The organism is Rhizorhabdus dicambivorans, assembly GCF_002355275.1.
In the GTDB taxonomy this organism is placed as follows: domain Bacteria; phylum Pseudomonadota; class Alphaproteobacteria; order Sphingomonadales; family Sphingomonadaceae; genus Rhizorhabdus; species Rhizorhabdus dicambivorans.
The window spans coordinates 4,588,230-4,606,133 of sequence record NZ_CP023449.1 but is presented as its reverse complement, the minus strand read 5'-3'; the positions used below and the strand labels follow the sequence as shown (position 1 = coordinate 4,606,133).

18 protein-coding genes are annotated in these 17,904 nt (G+C 66.9%); 12 read left to right on the top strand and 6 right to left on the bottom strand.

The annotated features are described in order from the left end of the window. Nucleotides 1–149 precede the first annotated feature (149 nt). Complete coding sequence (pdeM, locus tag CMV14_RS21675; protein ID WP_066966011.1) at nt 150–812, top strand: ligase-associated DNA damage response endonuclease PdeM; 663 nt, start codon at nt 150–152, stop codon at nt 810–812. Nucleotides 813–859: 47 nt separating this feature from the next. On the opposite strand, the gene msrA is transcribed toward pdeM, so the two are convergent. From msrA to CMV14_RS21660, 3 genes are all read right to left on the bottom strand, one after another. Further along, nucleotides 860–1,597: a peptide-methionine (S)-S-oxide reductase MsrA gene (msrA, locus tag CMV14_RS21670; RefSeq protein ID WP_066966008.1), complete on the bottom strand. Its 738-nt coding sequence runs from the start codon at nt 1,595–1,597 to the stop codon at nt 860–862. Between the two features lie 100 nt (nt 1,598–1,697). Next, nucleotides 1,698–2,900: a pyridoxal phosphate-dependent aminotransferase gene (locus CMV14_RS21665; protein WP_066966004.1), complete on the bottom strand. Its 1,203-nt coding sequence runs from the start codon at nt 2,898–2,900 to the stop codon at nt 1,698–1,700. A 75-nt stretch (nt 2,901–2,975) separates the two neighbouring features. Then, complete coding sequence (locus tag CMV14_RS21660; RefSeq protein ID WP_066966080.1) at nt 2,976–3,602, bottom strand: aminotransferase class IV; 627 nt, start codon at nt 3,600–3,602, stop codon at nt 2,976–2,978. A 169-nt stretch (nt 3,603–3,771) separates the two neighbouring features. Between CMV14_RS21660 and CMV14_RS21655 the strand changes: the two genes are divergently transcribed. Further along, nucleotides 3,772–4,470: an MBL fold metallo-hydrolase gene (locus tag CMV14_RS21655; protein ID WP_238147114.1), complete on the top strand. Its 699-nt coding sequence runs from the start codon at nt 3,772–3,774 to the stop codon at nt 4,468–4,470. Between the two features lie 21 nt (nt 4,471–4,491). Here the strand turns inward: CMV14_RS21655 and CMV14_RS21650 are convergent, their stop codons facing one another. Beyond that, nucleotides 4,492–4,932: an MAPEG family protein gene (locus CMV14_RS21650; RefSeq protein ID WP_066966001.1), complete on the bottom strand. Its 441-nt coding sequence runs from the start codon at nt 4,930–4,932 to the stop codon at nt 4,492–4,494. 163 nt (nt 4,933–5,095) lie between these two features. On the opposite strand from CMV14_RS21650, the gene rpmF reads away from it, so the two are divergent. The 5 genes from rpmF (at nt 5,096) to CMV14_RS21625 (ending at nt 8,151) form a co-directional block, all read left to right on the top strand. Continuing rightward, nucleotides 5,096–5,275, top strand: coding sequence for a 50S ribosomal protein L32 (gene rpmF / locus CMV14_RS21645; protein WP_066965998.1), 180 nt, complete (start codon nt 5,096–5,098; stop codon nt 5,273–5,275). Nucleotides 5,276–5,298: 23 nt separating this feature from the next. After that, entirely contained in the window at nt 5,299–6,357 is a 1,059-nt protein-coding gene (plsX, locus tag CMV14_RS21640; protein ID WP_066966075.1) for a phosphate acyltransferase PlsX, read from the top strand. Further along, nucleotides 6,354–7,325, top strand: a complete 972-nt coding sequence (locus CMV14_RS21635; protein WP_066965995.1) for a beta-ketoacyl-ACP synthase III — start codon at nt 6,354–6,356, stop codon at nt 7,323–7,325. The genes plsX and CMV14_RS21635 overlap by 4 nt, the downstream gene beginning before the upstream one ends. A gap of 94 nt (nt 7,326–7,419) precedes the next feature. Then, nucleotides 7,420–7,722 (top strand): integration host factor subunit alpha, encoded by a 303-nt coding sequence (locus CMV14_RS21630; RefSeq protein ID WP_066965992.1) that lies wholly within the window; start codon nt 7,420–7,422, stop codon nt 7,720–7,722. Between the two features lie 12 nt (nt 7,723–7,734). Then, nucleotides 7,735–8,151, top strand: a complete 417-nt coding sequence (locus CMV14_RS21625) for a MerR family transcriptional regulator (RefSeq protein ID WP_066965989.1) — start codon at nt 7,735–7,737, stop codon at nt 8,149–8,151. A gap of 33 nt (nt 8,152–8,184) precedes the next feature. Here CMV14_RS21625 and CMV14_RS21620 read toward each other — a convergent pair whose 3' ends face one another. Continuing rightward, nucleotides 8,185–8,727: a SixA phosphatase family protein gene (locus tag CMV14_RS21620; protein ID WP_238147317.1), complete on the bottom strand. Its 543-nt coding sequence runs from the start codon at nt 8,725–8,727 to the stop codon at nt 8,185–8,187. Between the two features lie 183 nt (nt 8,728–8,910). Between CMV14_RS21620 and CMV14_RS21615 the strand changes: the two genes are divergently transcribed. From CMV14_RS21615 to CMV14_RS21600, 4 genes are read left to right on the top strand one after another with little or no spacing between them, the layout of a single operon-like run. Continuing rightward, nucleotides 8,911–11,022, top strand: coding sequence for a TonB-dependent siderophore receptor (locus CMV14_RS21615; RefSeq protein WP_066965983.1), 2,112 nt, complete (start codon nt 8,911–8,913; stop codon nt 11,020–11,022). Between the two features lie 29 nt (nt 11,023–11,051). Next, nucleotides 11,052–11,357 (top strand): hypothetical protein, encoded by a 306-nt coding sequence (locus CMV14_RS21610; RefSeq protein WP_066965980.1) that lies wholly within the window; start codon nt 11,052–11,054, stop codon nt 11,355–11,357. Next, complete coding sequence (locus tag CMV14_RS21605) at nt 11,354–12,937, top strand: PepSY-associated TM helix domain-containing protein (RefSeq protein ID WP_066965977.1); 1,584 nt, start codon at nt 11,354–11,356, stop codon at nt 12,935–12,937. The genes CMV14_RS21610 and CMV14_RS21605 overlap by 4 nt, the downstream gene beginning before the upstream one ends. Next, nucleotides 12,934–13,212, top strand: coding sequence for a hypothetical protein (locus CMV14_RS21600; RefSeq protein WP_066965975.1), 279 nt, complete (start codon nt 12,934–12,936; stop codon nt 13,210–13,212). Before CMV14_RS21605 ends, CMV14_RS21600 begins: the two co-directional genes overlap by 4 nt. Here the strand turns inward: CMV14_RS21600 and CMV14_RS21595 are convergent. Beyond that, a complete protein-coding gene (locus CMV14_RS21595; RefSeq protein ID WP_066965972.1) occupies nt 13,177–15,894 on the bottom strand; it encodes an ATP-dependent DNA helicase in 2,718 nt (905 codons plus the stop codon). The two genes, CMV14_RS21600 and CMV14_RS21595, sit on opposite strands and share 36 nt — an antisense overlap. A 254-nt stretch (nt 15,895–16,148) precedes the next feature. Between CMV14_RS21595 and CMV14_RS21590 the strand changes: the two genes are divergently transcribed. After that, a complete protein-coding gene (locus CMV14_RS21590; RefSeq protein ID WP_066965969.1) occupies nt 16,149–17,756 on the top strand; it encodes a lysine--tRNA ligase in 1,608 nt (535 codons plus the stop codon). The last annotated feature ends 148 nt before the right edge of the window (nt 17,757–17,904 follow it).

The window sequence follows — 17,904 nt, the reverse complement described above, 5'->3', positions numbered from 1 at the left end:
CGCGACCCATTTCGTCATTCCGGCGGAGGCTGAAATTATCCGAGGACCAGGCCGCCGGGCGTTCTTCCGCGATTCCGGTTCCTCCGGAACGACTGGAGATCGGGAAGGCAAGGCCTTGCTCCCGCCGCCGAACCGGATATATCGGCTCCATGGTTCCCTTTTCGTTCTGTTCGGTCGACTTGTGCGCATTGCCGGAAGGCGGGCTATTTCATCCCGACTCCGCCAGCCTGCTGCTGGCCGACCTGCATCTCGAGAAGGCGAGCAGCTATGCGGTGCGCGGCCAGATGTTGCCGCCCTATGATTCGATCGAGACACTGCGCCGCGTCTCCGCGCTGGTCGAGCAGACCGGGGCGCGGGCGCTCTATTGTCTCGGGGACAGCTTTCACGATCGCGGCGGCATTGCCCGTCTCGGCGACGAGGCGCGCGGGCTGCTGAGCCTGCTGACGGCGCGGGTGCGCTGGACCTGGATCGTCGGCAATCATGACCGCGCCTTCTCCGATCCGCTCGGTGGCACGGTGGCGGCGGAGGTCGAGCTCCAGGGGCTGATTCTGCGGCACGAGGCCGATGCCGACGACCGGCGGCCCGAGGTTTCGGGCCATTACCATCCCAAATATAAGGTGACCCTGCGCGGCCGGCGGGTGTCCCGGCCCTGCTTCGTCGCGGGGCGGAGCAAGCTGATCCTGCCGTCCTTCGGGGTGCTGACCGGCGGCATGGACGCCGCCGACCCGGCTATCCTCGACATGGTCGGGCAGGATGCCCGAGCGCTGGTCGCGGTTCAGCAAAAGCTGCTGGGGTTCCCGCTGGCGGCGTGACGGCCATGGGTGTCATCCCGGCTTTCGCTGGAATGACCGGGTGATGGTCAGCCGACCGGGTACACCGTCACCGGCTGCTTGCGCCAATGAGTGGGGAAGGCGACGCGCAGCGCCTCGACCTTGGGCAGGTCATTATAGACGATATAGGGATAGTCGGGTTTCCGGACGAGGAAATCCTGGTGGTATTTCTCGGCCGGATAGAAGCCGCGATAGCGCTCCACCCGGGTCACGATCGGTGCCTTCCAGACCTTGGCCGCTCCGAGCTGGGCGATATAGGCCTGGGCAACTGCCTTTTGCTGCGGCGTGGTGGGGAAGATCGCGGTGCGATATTGGGTGCCGCGATCCGGACCCTGGCGATTGAGCGTGGTGGGGTCGGCGACCACCGCGAAGAAGATGCGCAGCAGCGCGCCATAGCTGACCCGCTTGGGATCATAGGTGATCTTCACCGCTTCCGCATGGCCGGTGGCGCCGGTGCCAACCGTCTCATAGTCGGCCGACTGGGCGTTGCCGCCCGAATAGCCCGATACGGCCGAGGTCACGCCATCGACATGCTGGAACACGCCCTGCACGCCCCAGAAACAGCCGCCCGCGAACACGGCGGTTGCGGTCTTCCCTGCTTCGGCGGGATCGACGGCAGGGGCAGGCACTCGCACGATCGGGCCGGGATCGACTCGAGGTGCAGGCGCTACCGCCGGGCTGCGGGTCGCCATGGTTCCCGCCGCCGCCAGCAACAGCAGGCCGGCCGAAATCCCGGCGATCAGCGGCCGGTTAGGACTGTCGGTCAAAGGGCAAACCTTTTTTCCATCTGTGACTATATTGCCACACAGATGGGGGGCAGCCAAACGGATTCAACGTTTTGGCCGCCGCGCCCCGAAACGATCCCGCTTACCGCAGCGCCGCCGCGGCTTCCTGGATGCGCTCGCACGCCGTGGTCAGGATCGCCTCCGAGGTGGCGTAGCTGACGCGGAAGGCCGGCTCGACGCCGAAGGCTGCGCCAGGGACGGCGGCGACCTGGTGATCGTCGAGGAAATAATCGATCAGGTCGGAGTCGTTGGCGATCAGCTTGCCCTTCGGGGTGCTGAGGCCGATCAGGCCGGAAACGTCCGGATAGACATAGAAGGCGCCTTCGGGGCGGGGGCAGTTGATGCCCTTCGCCTGGTTCAGCATCGACACCACGAGGTCCCGGCGCTTCTGGAAGGCGGCGGCGCGATCCTTGAGGAAGGCCTGGTCGCCGTTGAGCGCGGCGGTCGCGGCCGCCTGCGCGATCGAGCAGGGGTTGGACGTGGATTGCGACTGGAGCTTGGCCATCGCCTTGATCAGCGCGACCGGGCCGCCGGCGAAGCCGATCCGCCAGCCGGTCATCGAATAGGCCTTGGAGCAGCCGTTGATGGTAAGCGTGCGATCGTACAGGTCGGGCGCGACCTGGGCGATTGTCGCGAATTCGAAGCCGTCGTAGAGGATGTGCTCATACATGTCGTCGGTCATGATCCAGACATGCGGATGGCGGCGCAGCACCTCGGCTATCGCCTTCAGCTCGTCGGCGGAATAGGCGGCGCCCGAGGGGTTGGAGGGCGAGTTGAGCAGCACCCACTTGGTCTGCGGAGTGATGGCGGCGTCGATCTGCTCCGGCGTCACCTTGTAGTTCTGGTCGGCGCCGGCGCGGATGAATACTGGGGTGCCGCCCGCGAACTGGACGATGTCGGGATAGCTGACCCAATAGGGCGCCGGGATGATCACCTCGTCGCCGGCCGAGACGGTGGCGACCAGCGCGTTGAACAGGGTGTGCTTGCCGCCGACATTCACGCTGATCTGGCTGGCCTCATAGGTCAGGCCGTTGTCGCGCTTGAACTTGGCGGCGATCGCCGCCTTCAGCTCGGCGGTGCCGTCGACATTGGTATATTTGGTCTTGCCGGCGTTGATCGCCTCGATCGCGGCCTGCTTGACGAAGTCCGGCGTGTCGAAATCGGGTTCGCCCGCCGACAGGCCGATGACGTCGATCCCCTTCGCCTTCAGCTCAAGCACCCGGCTCGTCATGGCGAGCGTGGGCGAGGGCGAGATGCGGTTGAGGGCCGGGGCGATGAGGCTCATGGCGAGGCGCTTTCCTGTTGCGACGCGGGATTGAAACGCGGCGCCTATAGGCTGGACAGGCGCAAGCCTCAACCTTCAGTTGTGCGGTTGCGAAACCAACTTCGCGGAGATCAGCCCGCGCAGCGAGTTGCCGATCAGGAAACCGGCAGCGAGATCGGCCGGCCGAAGGTCCCCCTCGATCGCCTCTCCCCCCTCGATCAGCCGCTCGCGCAATATGCCGGGCATCAGCGATCCTGCCCTGGGCGTCACCAGCCGGCCGTCGCGCGGCACGAAGACATTCGTGAAGCTGCCTTCGGTAAGCAGCCCATCGGCACGGACGAAGACCACCTCGAAGGTCCCCGCGCGCTGCTTCGCCTCGTCGAGGAAGCTGCGGTTGCTGGTCTTGTGGCGCAGGCGTTGATCGTCGTCGGCGACGGGAAGCGGGGCCAGGGCCACGTCGACGGGTTCGGCCGGCGGCGCCGGCATCGGCCGCACTTCTATGGCGAGCGCGCCACTGCGGGCGAGCATCAGCCGTACCCGGGCGTCCTCGGTCAGCCGGAAGGTCGCGGCCTGCAGGTCGTTGCGGCAATCGTGGCGGTTGAAGCTGAAGCCGAAGGTTTCGGCGCTGGCCTTCATTCGGGAAAGATGGCGCTCGAGTTCGACGAATCCGTCGAGCGCCTCAAAGCGCATCGTCTCGATCAGATCGAATGCCCTTGTCGCCATCGCGACCAACGCCCCTGTCACGTAGTCCTAAGATACAGATACGAATGATCGAGGCGAAAGGTTTCGACTCGGCAACGGCCTCCACCCTAGCTGCAAGTTACCGATTCGCCTCGAAATTTTTCCGGCATGGTTAATGGGTCGGCCGACCCGCGCGGCGGTGAGCCTTGCAATGGTCCGGCGCTTTGATCATGTCGGCGGCATGAGCAGCACCGACACGCCGCCCCTCAAGGCCGTCATCATCCCCGTCACCGCCTTCCAGCAGAATTGCACCCTGCTGTGGTGCACGAAGACGATGCGCGGCGCCTTCGTCGATGCCGGCGGCGATCTCGACCGGCTCAAGGCCGCGGCTGCGCAGCATGGCGTGACGATAGAGAAGCTGCTCGTCACCCACGGGCATATCGATCATTGCGGGGGCACCGGCATCCTCGCCGAACAACTCGGCGTGCCGATCGAGGGGCCGCATCCCGACGACCGTTTCTGGATCGCCCGGCTGGGCGACGATGGCCGCGCTTATGGGATCGAGGGGCGGCCCTTCGAACCCGATCGCTGGCTCTACGATGGCGATCAGGTGACGGTGGGCGATCTGGTGCTCGATGTCATTCATTGCCCGGGTCACACACCGGGCCATGTCATCTTCCATCACGCGCCGTCAAAGCTGGCACTGGTCGGCGACGTGCTGTTCCAGGGCTCGATCGGCCGCACCGATTTCCCGCGCGGCAATCATGAAGACCTGATCGCCTCGATAACGAAGAAGCTCTGGCCCCTGGGCGGGGAGACGGCGTTCGTGCCCGGGCATGGGCCGATGTCCACCTTCGCCCATGAACGGGCGGGCAACCCGTTCGTCGGGGACCGGGCGGTGGCAGGGTAGTTTTTGCGAAGCGAAAGCAGCTTAATTTCCCGCTCCCAGCCCGTCGTTCGCCACTGTCGTCACGATGCCGTTCTTGGTGGTGTAGGGGATGGTGATCGCATAGCCGGCAAGGCCGATCAGCACGATCCAGGTGGTCAGGATGCCGGCGGCCCGCAGTGGATTGGGGGTCTGCTTGTCCAGCCCGAAGGGGTGGAGGATGCGGCCGATGATATAGATGATGCCGACCGCCCACAGCCATGTGTGGGTGCCCCGCGCCAGCTCGATCAGCCCGATCAGGATCAGCACCAGCGGTGTATATTCGATATAGTTGAGCTGAGCGCGCATCCGCGCCGCGAGCAGCGCATTGCCGCCGTCGCCGATCAGGATCTTGGCCTTGATCCGGATCGCGACGATGCGGATTGCCAGCCAGATGTTCACGATCGCCGCGGCGCCGGCGATCGTCAGCGTGATGGGCAGGATCATCTTCCCCCTCCGTTCATAAATCGGGCAGATGATTGGCAGGTCGCGGCGATACTTGCAACGCGGAGCGAAATCGCTATAGGTCGCGCGCTCGCGGCGAGCCCGACCGAAAGGGAAACGGGCATTCGTCGCTTTATTTATTTGCTAGCTAGGAACAGGTGCCGACATGGCCGTCCCCAAGAGAAAGACCTCGCCCTCGCGGCGCAACATGCGTCGCAGCCATCACGCGCTGACGGTCGATGCGTTCCAGGAATGCCCGAACTGCGGCGAGCTGAAGCGCCCCCACAATCTGTGCAACGCCTGCGGCCATTATAACGGCCGTGAGATCATCTCCGTCGAGGCCTGATCAAGGCCAACGGGGGAATGAGCGTGGACAAGGCACCGCGAATCGCAATCGACGCGATGGGCGGTGACGGTGGGCCGGCGACGATGATCGCCGGCGTCGCGCAGGCATGTGATCGCGATTCGAGCCTGCGCTTCACCCTGTTCGGGGATGAGGCGGCGATCCGCGCCGAACTGGCGCGCTATCCGCAGATCGCCGATTCGCGGGTCGTCCACTGCGATGACGTCATCACCGGCGACGACAAGCCCAGCCAGGCGATCCGTCGTACCAAGACCAGCTCGATGGGCGGCGCCATCCTCGCCGTGAAGGACGGGGAGGCGGTGGCGGCCGTCTCGGCCGGCAACACCGGCGCACTGATGGCGATCGCCAAGCTTTCGCTGCGCACGATGCACGGCATCGACCGGCCGGCCCTCGCCGCGCTGATGCCGACGCTGGGCGACCAGGACGTCGTCATGCTCGATCTCGGCGCCAACACCGATTGCGATGCCCGGAACCTCGTCGAGTTCGCGGTGATGGGTGCCGCCTATTCGCGACTCGCGCTCGGCGTGGCGAGCCCCCGCGTCCGCCTGCTCAACATCGGCACCGAGGAACTGAAGGGCACCGGCGAGCTCAAGGATGCCGCCGCGATGCTGCGTCAGCAGACCGGCGGCGCCTGGCGCTTCGACGGTTTCATCGAGGCCGACCGGGTCTGCCGTGGCGAGGTCGATGTCGTCGTCAGCGACGGCTTCTCCGGCAATATCGCGCTCAAGGCGATGGAGGGCACCGCGCGCTTCATCACCGATCTCCTCAAGCGCGCCTTCTCCAGCTCGTTGCGTTCGAAGGCGGGCTTCCTGCTCTCGCGCCCCGCCTTCGCGCTGCTCAGCCACCATCTCAATCCCAACAATCATAATGGTGCGGTCTTCCTCGGCCTCAACGGGCTGGTGGTGAAGAGCCATGGCGGCGCCGACGCGAACGGCGTGGCCAATGCGATCGACGTGGCCGCCAAGATCGCGCGCCAGGACCTGACCCGTCGCATCACCGACGACCTGGAGGATTTCCGCAGCCACGCGGTCGAGCCGCAGCCATCGCAGGAAGGGGTGGAGTGACCGTCGAGACTGCCCGCCGTGCCGTGATCACCGGGACCGGATCGGCGCTGCCCAGGCGCCAGGTGACCAATGCCGAACTGGCCAGGACCGTCGACACCTCCGACGAATGGATCGTCGAGCGCACCGGCATCCGCACCCGCTATATCGCCGGCGAGGGCGAGACCACCTCGACCCTCGCGACCGAGGCGGCGCGCAACGCGATCGCGGCGGCCGGTATTGCCGCGACCGAGATTGACCTGATCATCCTCGCGACCGCGACCCCCGACCAGACCTTCCCGGCGTCGGCCACGATCGTCCAGACCGCGCTTGGCATCGACGATTGCGTGTCATTCGACGTACAGGCGGTCTGCTCGGGCTTCCTCTACGCGATGACGGTCGCCGACAGCATGATCCGCTCGGGCGCGGCATCGACCGCGCTGGTGATCGGCGCGGAGACCTTCAGCCGCATCCTCGACTGGGAGGACCGTACCACCTGCGTGCTGTTCGGCGATGGCGCCGGCGCGGTGGTGCTGCGCGCGGAGGAAGGCACGCGCGGCGTGCTCGCCGCGAGGCTCCACGCCGATGGCCGGCACAATCAGCTGCTCTATGTCGACGGCGGCCCCTCGACCACGCAGACCGTCGGCAAGCTGCGGATGAGGGGGCAGGAGGTGTTCCGCCACGCTGTCACCAATCTTGCCTCGGTGCTGCGCGAGGTGATGGATGCGGCCGGCCTGGCCACGTCCGACATCGACTGGGTGGTGCCCCACCAGGCCAATCGCCGCATCCTCGACGCTACAGCACGCAAGCTCGGCCTGCCCGCGGAAAGCGTGATCGTGACGGTCGACCGGCACGCCAACACCTCCGCCGCGTCGGTCCCGCTCGCGCTCGACGTCGCGATCCGCGACGGGCGGATCAAGCGTGGCGACCTGCTCGTGCTCGAGGCGATGGGCGGCGGCTTCACCTGGGGCGCGGCGGCCATCCGGTATTAAATAGCGCCTTGCACCCTAAGCCCTTTGGAATCGGCTTTGATTCGCCTCGTAGTGAACGTAAGATGGCCGATACTCAGTGTAATTGGGGGACGGTATGGCGTTGGATCGGGGGACTTTGACGCGAGCGGACCTGTCGGAGGAAGTGCATCGCGAGATCGGCCTGTCCCGGGCCGACAGCGCGGCCGTCGTCGAACAGGTGCTGGAGCATATGTGCGCCGCGCTCGCCAAGGGTGAGAATGTGAAGGTTTCGGGCTTCGGCAGCTTCATCCTTCGCGAGAAGGGCCAGCGCGTCGGCCGCAATCCCAAGACCGGTGTCGAGGTGCCGATCGCACCGCGCCGCGTGCTCACCTTCCGCGCCAGCCAGATGCTCCGCGACCGGATCGTGGCCGGAAATTAAGGCGTTTTTTGAATGACTTCCGGCGCAGAGAAAGCCGAGGACGCTTTCCGTACCATCGGCGAGCTCTCGGCGGAGCTGGGTATCCAGCAGCATATATTGCGCTATTGGGAGACGCGTTTCCCGCAGCTTCGGCCGCTCCAGCGCGCGGGTAACCGCCGCTATTACCGGCCGGCCGACGCCGCTCTGGTGCGGCGCATTCACAGCCTGCTCAACGAGCAGGGCTATACGATCCGGGGCGTTCAGAAGCTGCTCGCGCAGAAGGTGTCGCCGGCCCCCGCCACCGAGCCGGCGGCTCCGCCGCCCGGCACGCCCATCGCGCCGCAACCCGTGCTGGTGGTCAATCAGTCCACCATCCCATCGCCCGCGCGCGCCGAATTGCTGGCGATTCGCGAGTCGCTGGTCCAGGCGCTGGCCGCCGACATGGATTGATGGCCTCCTCTCCGGTTGGGGAGAGGGGGAAGCTCAGTTCTGATCCGGGCCCAGCGCGGGATCCAGGTCACGGGGGCGGACGAACAGCGAGAGCGCGCCGCCATTGGGGCGGATATCCTCCCAGCGATCGACCGGGAAGCTGATCTCGGCGATGCTCGCGGTCGGGAATTTCTCCTCGACCTGGTCGCGCGCCGCGTCATCCGGACTGTCCGGAACCAGCATGAGGACCAGGTCCTCCAGGCCGGGATTATGGCCCACCAGCAGCAGATTGTCGTACCGGTCGTCGGCTTCCTGGATCACATCGAGGAGCGACACCGCCGAGGCGAGGTAGACGCGCTTGTCCCAGGCGGGCGCGATCGTCTCGCCAGTGCCTTCGGCCAGATGCTCGATCGTCTCCACCACGCGGACGGCGGGGGATGCGACGACATGATCGAAATGGATGTCGTGCTGGCGCAGATATTCGCCGACGCGATGCGCGGCGCGCTTGCCCTTGGCGTTAAGCGGCCGGTCGAAATCGCGGGAGACGGGGTCGTCCCAGCCCGACTTGGCGTGCCGCAGCAGCGTCACCTTCTTCACTTGTCCCACGCCCTCATCCGCCATTCCCCGGTGATGCCCGAAAGAAGCGTCGGAAGGAAGGGGCTGGCGATGCGCGCGCCATCCATCCCGTGGATGATTGAAATTTATTGCTATTGAGAATGCGTTGCAAAAACAAAAATACTTCCTTAAGCGCGGCCTATCGTTTCAGGGGAGTCAACCAAGATGTCTGCTGTCATTGCCTTGCTCGCGGCCGCCGTGGCCGTTCCCGCCGACGCGGCCGATGCCCGTTCGGACGGGGCGGAGATCATCGTCACCGGCCAGCGGACCGAGCGCGAGAACATCTACGGCGTGGAGGCCCAGACCACCACGACCCGCTTCCCGATCAGCCAGCGCGAGACGCCCCAGTCGATCAGCATCGTCACCCGTGCCCAGATCGAGGATTTCCAGCTCAACGACGTCAATGCGCTGCTGGCAACCGTGCCGGGCGTGAACGTCCAGGCGGTCGAGACCGACCGCATCCAATATTCGGCGCGGGGCTTCGACATCCAGACCTTCCAGGTCGACGGGATCGGTCTGCCCTTCGCCTTCGAGATCCAGACCGGGTCGATCGATACCGCGATCTACGACCATATCGAAGTGGTGCGGGGCGCGCCGGGCCTGCTGTCGTCCACGGGCAATCCTTCGGCGGTCGTCAACTTCATCCGCAAGCGGCCGGTCAAGCGGCTTCAGGCTTCCGGCAGCGTCCAATATGGCTCGTTCGAGAACAAGCGGGTCGATGGCGACGTCAGCGTTCCGCTGGTCGAGGGCGGCGCCCTGCGGGGGCGCGTCGTCGGCGCCTATCTCGATACCGACAGCTATCTCGACCGCTACCGCCTGCGACGCTGGACGGGCTATGGGATTGTCGAGGCCGATCTTGGCGCGGCAACCACGCTGAGTGCCGGCTATGGCCACCAGGACCACCAGACGCGGGGCGCTATGTGGGGCTCCCTGCCGCTCTATTATACCGACGGCAGCCGCATCGATCTCGACCGTTTGGCCAATACCGGGCCGTCCTGGGCGGGTTGGAACGTGGTCGATCGCCAGATCTTCAGCGACTTGACGCATGATTTCGGGAATGGCTGGAATTCGAGGATCACCCTCGTCCGGCGCGCGATCAACGAAGATGATCAGCTGTTCTACGTCTATGGCAATCCCGATCGCGCCACCGGCGATGGCGTGTTCAGCTATCCCGGTGCCTTCAGGGCGCGGACCCGCAACCTGACCCTCGATGCCTATGTCGCCGGCAAGCTCTCGCTGTTCGGCCGCGATCATGAGGTGATGTTCGGCGTGAACCGCGCCGCGCAGCGCTATCGCCAATATTCAAGCTATGACTTCGCCACGATCGGCGTCGCGCTGCCGCTGGCGACGCTGTTCGACGGCAATTTCGCGCGACCGGCCTTCCCGGCCGCCTATGATCTGAGCCTCGATACGCATACGCGGCGGGAAACCGGCTATGGGCTGGTCCGCCTGAGCCTGGCCGATCCGCTGAAGGTGATGCTGGGCGGCAACATCACCCGCGCGACCAGCGACGGATTCTCCTACGGCGCACCTACCAACTACAAGCGCACCCGGGTCCTTCCGTTCGTGGGTGCGACGCTGGACGTCGCCTCCAACATCAGCGCCTATGCGAGCTATGCGACCATCTTCAATCCCCAGACCCAGGTGGACGTCAACCGCCGCCTGCTCGACCCGATCGAAGGCAACAATGTCGAGGTCGGGCTGAAAGGGGAATGGAATGAGGGCCGGCTGACCGCCAGCATCGCCCTGTTCCAGGCGCGCCAGAACAACACGGCGGAACTCGCCGGCTTCGACACCACGATCGGGCAGAGCGTCTATCGCGGCGTCGATGCAAGATCGCAGGGGGTGGAGTTCGAGTTCGGCGGCGAACTGGTCGCCGGGCTCCAGGCGACCGGCGGATATACGCTCCTGCGCTTGCGGGACGAGGGCGGCGGATCGGTGAGGACGTTCGTGCCGCGCAGCACGGCGCGCCTGAACTTCACCTATTCGCCGCCCGCTCTTCAGGCTGTCAAGCTGGGCGCATCGCTGCGCTATCAGAGCCGCATCTATCTGGAGCCGGGTTCGGTGTCGGTCACCACCGGCGCGCCGATCCGCGTGACCCAGCCGCAATATGCCCTGATCGATCTGCTCGCCCGCTATGATCTGGACCGGCATCTGTCGCTGAGCGTGAACCTGCGAAACGTGACGAACGTCAAATATATCGAGGCCCTGAACTATGATCAGGGCTATCACGGCGCGCCTCGCAGCATCCTCGCCACGCTGAGCGTCAGATATTGAGGGGGGAGCCAGTGCGCGAGGGAGGAGCCATGGCCAGCCGGCGAAGATGGATCCGGATATTCTTCGCCGGTCCCGGCGCCGTCATCGTCGCCCTGGCGGTGATGGCCGGGATGGCGTTGTGGCTGCCCGGCGGTGCGGCGGGAATCGACAATCTGATCCTGCCGCTGGTGCTGGTGCCGCTGATCTGGGCCGGGCTGTTCTTCCACGCATGCCTGGATTCCAGCCTGGCCCGGGTCGCGGCGGTGGCGGTGGGCCTGTTCGCGCTGCATGCCGGCCTCGTCGCCAACCAGTTCCTGAACCCGCCGGCCGCGAGCGACGTGGAGACCCGCAAATGATCCACCTGTCCAGGGAAGACACCAAGCTGATGGTGGCCGTCCACGGCTGGTCGGGCATCCTGCTCGGCCTGCTGCTCTATGCCGTGGTGGTCACGGGCATGGTCGCGGTGTTCGCGGAGGAGATCGGCATCTGGTCGGCCGGTCATGTGGAGACCCGTTCGGCCTTCGCCCGGCCGTTCGACGCGACGGTGCGGGAACTGGCCGCCCGCACGCCGGCACGGGACCATGAAGGCGTCGACATGTTCGAGATCGGTGATCGCCGGCTCGGCATCTTCTTCCACCATCACGAGCTATCGCCGCGAGGCGAGCCGGTAAGCCGGGGCGTCTATTATCAGCTCGGCGCCGATGGCAGTGTCGCGAACACCGTCCGCGGCATCGGGGAGGAGGTGTTCGGCCCGCGCAACGACGATGCGCTGTCGAGCTTTCTGGTGGATACCCATGTACGCCTGCACGTCCCCGATCCCTGGGGTCTGTTGCTGACCGGAATCCTGGGACTGGCCATGCTGGTGGCCGCCATATCCGGGCTGCTGATCCATCGCCACCTGTTCAAGGACATCTTCACCCTGCGGCGGAGGGCCAATCCGGTGCTCGTGGATCGCGACCGGCACAGCGTCGCGGGCACGTGGAGCCTGCCTTTCGCCTTCCTGCTCGCCTTCACCGGCAGCTTCTTCTCCTTCTTCGGCACGGTCGGCGTGCCGATCGTCGCGATGGCGGCTTTCGGTGGCGACCAGCAGGCGCTCAGCGATGCGGTGTTCGGCAATCCCGGCAAGGAGGACAAGAGCCTTCGCCCCATCGGCGATCTGGACCGCATGGCGGCAGACGCGACGCGGCGTGCGGGCGGAGCCCCGATCTTCGTGTCGATCGAGCATTATGGCCGGGCCGACGCGAAGATCACGACCTTCCACGATCCGGCTCCGGGTGGATTGGAGCCGCTGACCCTGCTCTATGGCGGCCCCACCGCGGCGTTCGAGCGGACGAAGCCCTCGATCGGCACGGTGCCCTCGACGGGGGGCACGCTGGCGGCGATCATGGCGCCGATCCACTTCGGCCATTTCGCGGGGCTCCTGTCGAAGGCGATATGGTTCGGGCTGGGTTTCGCGATGTGCTACGTCACCTTTACCGGCCTGCGCCTCTGGCTGGTCCGGCGGCGCGAGGGGGCACGCTCGCTCGGCTGGCTGGAACGCGCGGTGACGGTGGTGGGGCTGGGCCTGCCGTTCGCGCTGGTCGCCTCGGCGGTGGGCTTCCTGTTCACCATGCCGCTCGGCACCGCCGTCTATTGGACGCCCGCCGCCTTCCTGATCGCTTCGGCGGTGGCGATCCTCGGCGGGCTGTTCGCCCGCTCGAACGATCTGCTCGACAGGGGATTGCACCTCGCGACGGGCCTGTTGCTGGTCGCACTGCCGCTTCTCCGTCTGATCGCGGGCGGGCCCGGCTGGGCGGGCGCGATGGCCGTGGGCCAGCCGATCATCATCGCCCTTGATTGCGCCATGATGCTGGGCGGTGGCTGGATGCTGTGGCGCAGGTTCGGCGGCTCCATCCCGCGTTTCGGGCGCCGCCCCCGCTTGCAGGCGGCGGAATGACGCTGCTGCTTCCCATCGCCGCCATCGCCTTTTCGGCCGTCATGATCGTGCTGCTGGGCCGGGGCGATCCCAAACGCCGCCGCGCGACCGGCCGGCATGATGGTGAAATGCCGGTTCGCCTCCGTCGCCTGCTGGCGGCGGCGGCCTGCCTGCCCGGATTGGCCTGCGCCCTGCTCGGCGATGCCGCTGCCTTCATGCTGTGGCTTGGCGGGGCGGCGGTGCTGGGCTGGTTCGTCGCCCTAGGATTGGGTCAGGCCGGGCAGAACATCGGTTGACGGAGCCACCGGCGCGCCACGCGATACCCGCGCCACCGCCTCGTCGAGGGTGACGCGCAGCACCGGCACGCCGCCGGGGAAGGCGTCGAGCAGCCGCGACGGGGTCGCCGCGCCGAGCAGCACGAAATGGCCCCGGTCCTGCGCGCTGCGGATCAGCCGGCCGAAGGCCTGGCGCATCCGCGCGCGCACGATCCGGTCGTCGTGGACGCTGCCGCCCCCCGCCGCCTTGCGGGCCGCGTGAAGTACGGTCGGGCGCGGCCAGGGAATCCCTTCCATCACCACCAGCCGCAGCGAATCGCCGGGCACGTCCACGCCGTCGCGCAGGGCGTCGGTGCCGAGCAGGGAAGCGTGCGGGTCGTCGCGGAAGATGTCGACCAGCGTGCCGGTGTCGATCGGGTCGACATGCTGGGCGTAGAGGGGGAGGCCGTCGCGCGCCAGCCGGTCGGCGATCCGGGCGTGGACCGCGCGCAGCCGCGATATCGCCGTGAACAGGCCCAGCGTGCCGCCGCCCGCCGCCGTGATCAGCCGCTGATAGGCCTGGCCGAGCTGGGCCACGTCGCCGCGCTTCAGGTCTGTGACCACCAGCACCTCGGCATGGGCGGCATAGTCGAACGGGCTGGGCACCGCGACATGGCGTGGCAGCTGATCGAGATGGACCGCGCCGCTGCGCGCCTCGGCACCCGACCAGTCCTCGCCGTCGCGTAGCGTGGCCGAAGTGACCAGCACGCCATGGGCGGGCTTGAGCACGGTCTCGGCGAGCGGGCGTGACGGATCGAGCCAATGGCGGTGCAGGCCGATGTCGATCTCGCGTCCCTCGATCCGGTCGACCGCCAGCCAGTCGACGAAGTCGGGGTCGAGCGGGCCGCCGAGCCGCGCCAGCATCGCGATCCATGCGGCGACCAGCTGGCCGCGCTGGGTGAGCCCCGCGATCGCGCCCTCGATCCGCGCGCGCGCCTGGCCGTCGAGCCAGTCGGGCCCGTCCTCCATCACCGCAGCGAGCCGTTGCTTGAGCCGGGCCATCGGGCGCATCAGCGATTCGAGCGCCTCGATCGCCGGCTGGGCCGCATCGATCAGCTGGGGGTCGGGTTCGCCGGCGTCGGTCTCCAGCCCATAGCCGGCGTCCTGGGCGCTGGCCCGGGCATAGACGCTGGCGCGCACCGCCGCGAGCAGCCGCTCGACGGGCCCGAGAGGCAGGTTCTCGCCGAGCCGTCCCAGCCAGCCGTCGGCGGGCAATTGGGTGGCCGCCGCCGAGGCCGCCTCGATCGCCAGCGCGCCATCCTCGTCATAGCTGGCGACATCGGAAAGCCGGGCCGACAGACCGCGTCGCCGCCCGCGCGACTTGGCTTCGGGGCCGATGATCCAGCGGCGCAGTTCGATCGTCTCCTGGCCGGTCAGCGCCGCCGCGAAGGTCGAATCGGCGGCGTCGAACAGATGATGGCCCTCGTCGAACACGATCCGGCCGAGCGGATGGCCGCCATCGGCGCCGCGCTGGGCCAGGATCATCACCAGCGCATGGTTGGCGATGACGATGTCGGCGCCCTCCGAGGCGCGCGCCGCCCGTTCAATGAAGCATTTCCGGTAATGCGGGCAGCCGGCATAGACGCATTCGCCGCGCCGGTCGGTCAGCGCGGTGGAGCCGGCGCGGCGGAACAGCGTCGGCAGCCAGCCGGGCAGGTCGCCGCCCACCATGTCGCCGTCGCGGCTGTACATCGCCCAGCGCGAGACCAGCTGGGCGAGGATCGCGGCGCGGTTCTGGAAGCCGCCCTGCAGCGCGTCCTCCAGATTGAGCAGGCAGAGATAATTCTCGCGGCCCTTGCGGACGACAACCTTCTCGCGCCGGATCGCCGGATCGGGAAACAGGCGCCTCGTCTCCTGATCGAGCTGACGCTGGAGTGCCTTGGTATAGGTCGAGATCCAGACCGCGCCGCCCGCCCGCTCGGCCCAGAGCGAGGCGGGGGCGAGATAGCCGAGCGTCTTGCCGATCCCGGTCCCCGCTTCGGCCAGGACGAGGTTGGGCCGCCCTTCGCCCGCGCGCGGATCGAAGGTGCGGGCGTTGACCGTGGCGTAATGCTTCTGTCCCTCGCGCGGTTCGGCGCGCTCGCCGACCAGCATCGCCAGCCGGTCGAGCGTCTCGGTCTCGCCGAGCTGGACGTTGAGCGGCGGCGGGCGGCTACCTGCCTCGTCCCATTCGGGCAGACGTGCGAAGGTGCCGCGTTCGGGCCGGGCCGGTTCGCGCAGCACCTGTCCGATCGCGGGGCTCCACGGCCAGCGCAGCCGGGCAAGCGACTGGTGGCTGTTCCAGGCACCATAGGCCTCGGCCCAGTCGTCGCGCTCGGCCATCCGCCCGAGCAGCGTCTGCGCCGCTTCGATCAGGAAGGCGGGCGCGCGGGCATCGTCGACCGGCGGGGTGAGGTCCAGGGCACGGGCAAGGCCGGCCGGCGTCGGCACCGCGAACCGCGCCGGATGCACGAAGGCGAACAGTTCGAGCAGGTCGAGCCCCGAGAATTCGGCGATGCCCAGCCGGGCGGCGGTGACCGCCGCGTTGAGCACAATCATCGGCGTCTCGGCCGCCCGCGCGGTCGCCTCGCCCCGCCCGATCCCGCGCACGTCACCGTTCGGCGAGGCGATCCAGATGCCGCCATGGGTCGCGTGAAGCGCGGGATAGGGGAGGGCGAGAGGCATCAAACCTATGTAGGAAGGATGGAACGATCAGGGAACAGAAATCCACGTCACCCCAGCGCAGGCTGGGGTCCATGTCTCTCTTTCGCCAGATGACTTCTGAGCAGGAAGCAGACATGGATGCCAGCCTTCGGCGGGGCCGAAGTTTATCCTGAGCGCCTGCAAGGCAGTCGAAGGGCTGGCATGACGGTTTCAGCGTTGTCGTGGCAAATCCCCAAATTGTTGATTCGCGGGTAGGTGGCGCTACAGGGAGCCCCATGTCCGACGCGATCACCCCCGCCGCCCTGCGCGAAGCCGCGCTCGTCTCCAAGGCCTGGCCCTATGAGGAGGCGCGCAAGCTGCTCAAGCGCTATGAGAAGGGCGCGCCGGCCAAGGGCCATGTGCTGTTCGAGACCGGCTATGGCCCCTCGGGCCTGCCGCATATCGGCACCTTCAACGAGGTTCTTCGCACCACCATGGTGCGCCGCGCCTATGAGGAGCTGTCGGACATCCCCACCCGGCTGATCGCGTTCAGCGATGACATGGACGGCCTGCGCAAGGTCCCCGACAACGTCCCCAACCAGGAGATGCTGCGCGAGCATCTCGGCAAGCCGCTGACCCGCATCCCTGATCCGTTCGGCAAATATGAGAGCTTTGCGCATCACAATAATGCGATGCTGCGCGAGTTTCTCGATCGCTTCGGCTTCGACTATGATTTCCGTTCCGCGACCGAGGCCTATGAAAGCGGGCAGTTCGATGAGGCGCTGAAGGACATATTGCGCCACTATGACGGCATCATGGGCATCATGCTGCCGACACTCCGCAAGGAGCGGCAGGCGACCTATTCGCCGGTGCTCCCGGTCAGCCCGACGAGTGGTGTCGTCCTTCAGGTGCCGGTCACCGTCGTCGATGCGGAGGCGGGGCTGGTCAGCTTCGAGGACACCAGTGTTCCTGGGGGCGAGACGATCACCCAGTCGATCCTGGGCGGCCGGGCCAAGCTCCAGTGGAAGGTCGACTGGGCGATGCGCTGGGTCGCGCTGGGCGTCGATTACGAGATGTCGGGCAAGGACCTGATCGACTCGGTCACCCAGTCCTCGAAGATCTGCCGGGAGCTGGGCGCCCGCCCGCCCGAGGGCTTCAACTATGAGATGTTCCTCGACGAGAAGGGCGAGAAAATCTCCAAGTCCAAGGGCAACGGCCTCAGCCTCGAGCAATGGCTGACCTACGGGCCCGAGGAGAGCCTGGCCTTCTACGCCTATCGCGAGCCCAAGAAGGCCAAGCAGCTGCACATGGGCGTGATCCCGCGCGCGGTCGACGAATATTGGCAGTTCCGGGGCAACTATCCGGCGCAGCCGGTCGAACAGCGGCTCGGCAATCCGGTCCACCATATCCACCGCGCCACGCAGGAGGATGTGCCGGCCGGGACGCTGCCGGTGACCTTCGGCCTGCTGCTCAATCTGGTCGGCGTGATGGGGGATGCCTCGCCCGAACAGGTCTGGGGCTATCTCGCCAATTATGTGGCCGACGCATCGGCGGCGAAATATCCCGAGCTCGACCGGCTGATCGGCCATGCGCTGGCCTATCATCGCGATTTCGTCGCGCCGACGCTCAAGCGCCGCAAGCCCGAGGCGAACGAGGCGGCGGCGTTGCGCGCGCTCGACGCGAAGCTCGCGGAGATGCCTGCCACCGCATCGGCCGAGGACATTCAGAACGAGGTCTATGCGATCGGCAAGGACGAGGCCTTTGGCTTCGCCTCGCTGCGCGACTGGTTCAAGGCGCTCTACGAGACGCTGCTCGGCGCGGAACAGGGGCCGCGAATGGGCAGCTTCATCGCGCTCTACGGCATTGCCAACAGCCGCCGCCTGATCGCCGAAGCGCTGGCCTGAAACCGCCTGATCCACGTTAATTTTTCGGCCTAAGGGGAAACCCTTAGCAGGACACGGCGTTGGCGTGCCGGTCCATCCCCTTTCGGACTGGCATCGCGTCCTCGGGACGCATGTCGGCCGCGCCGTTGCGTATCATGCGGCGCGGCCA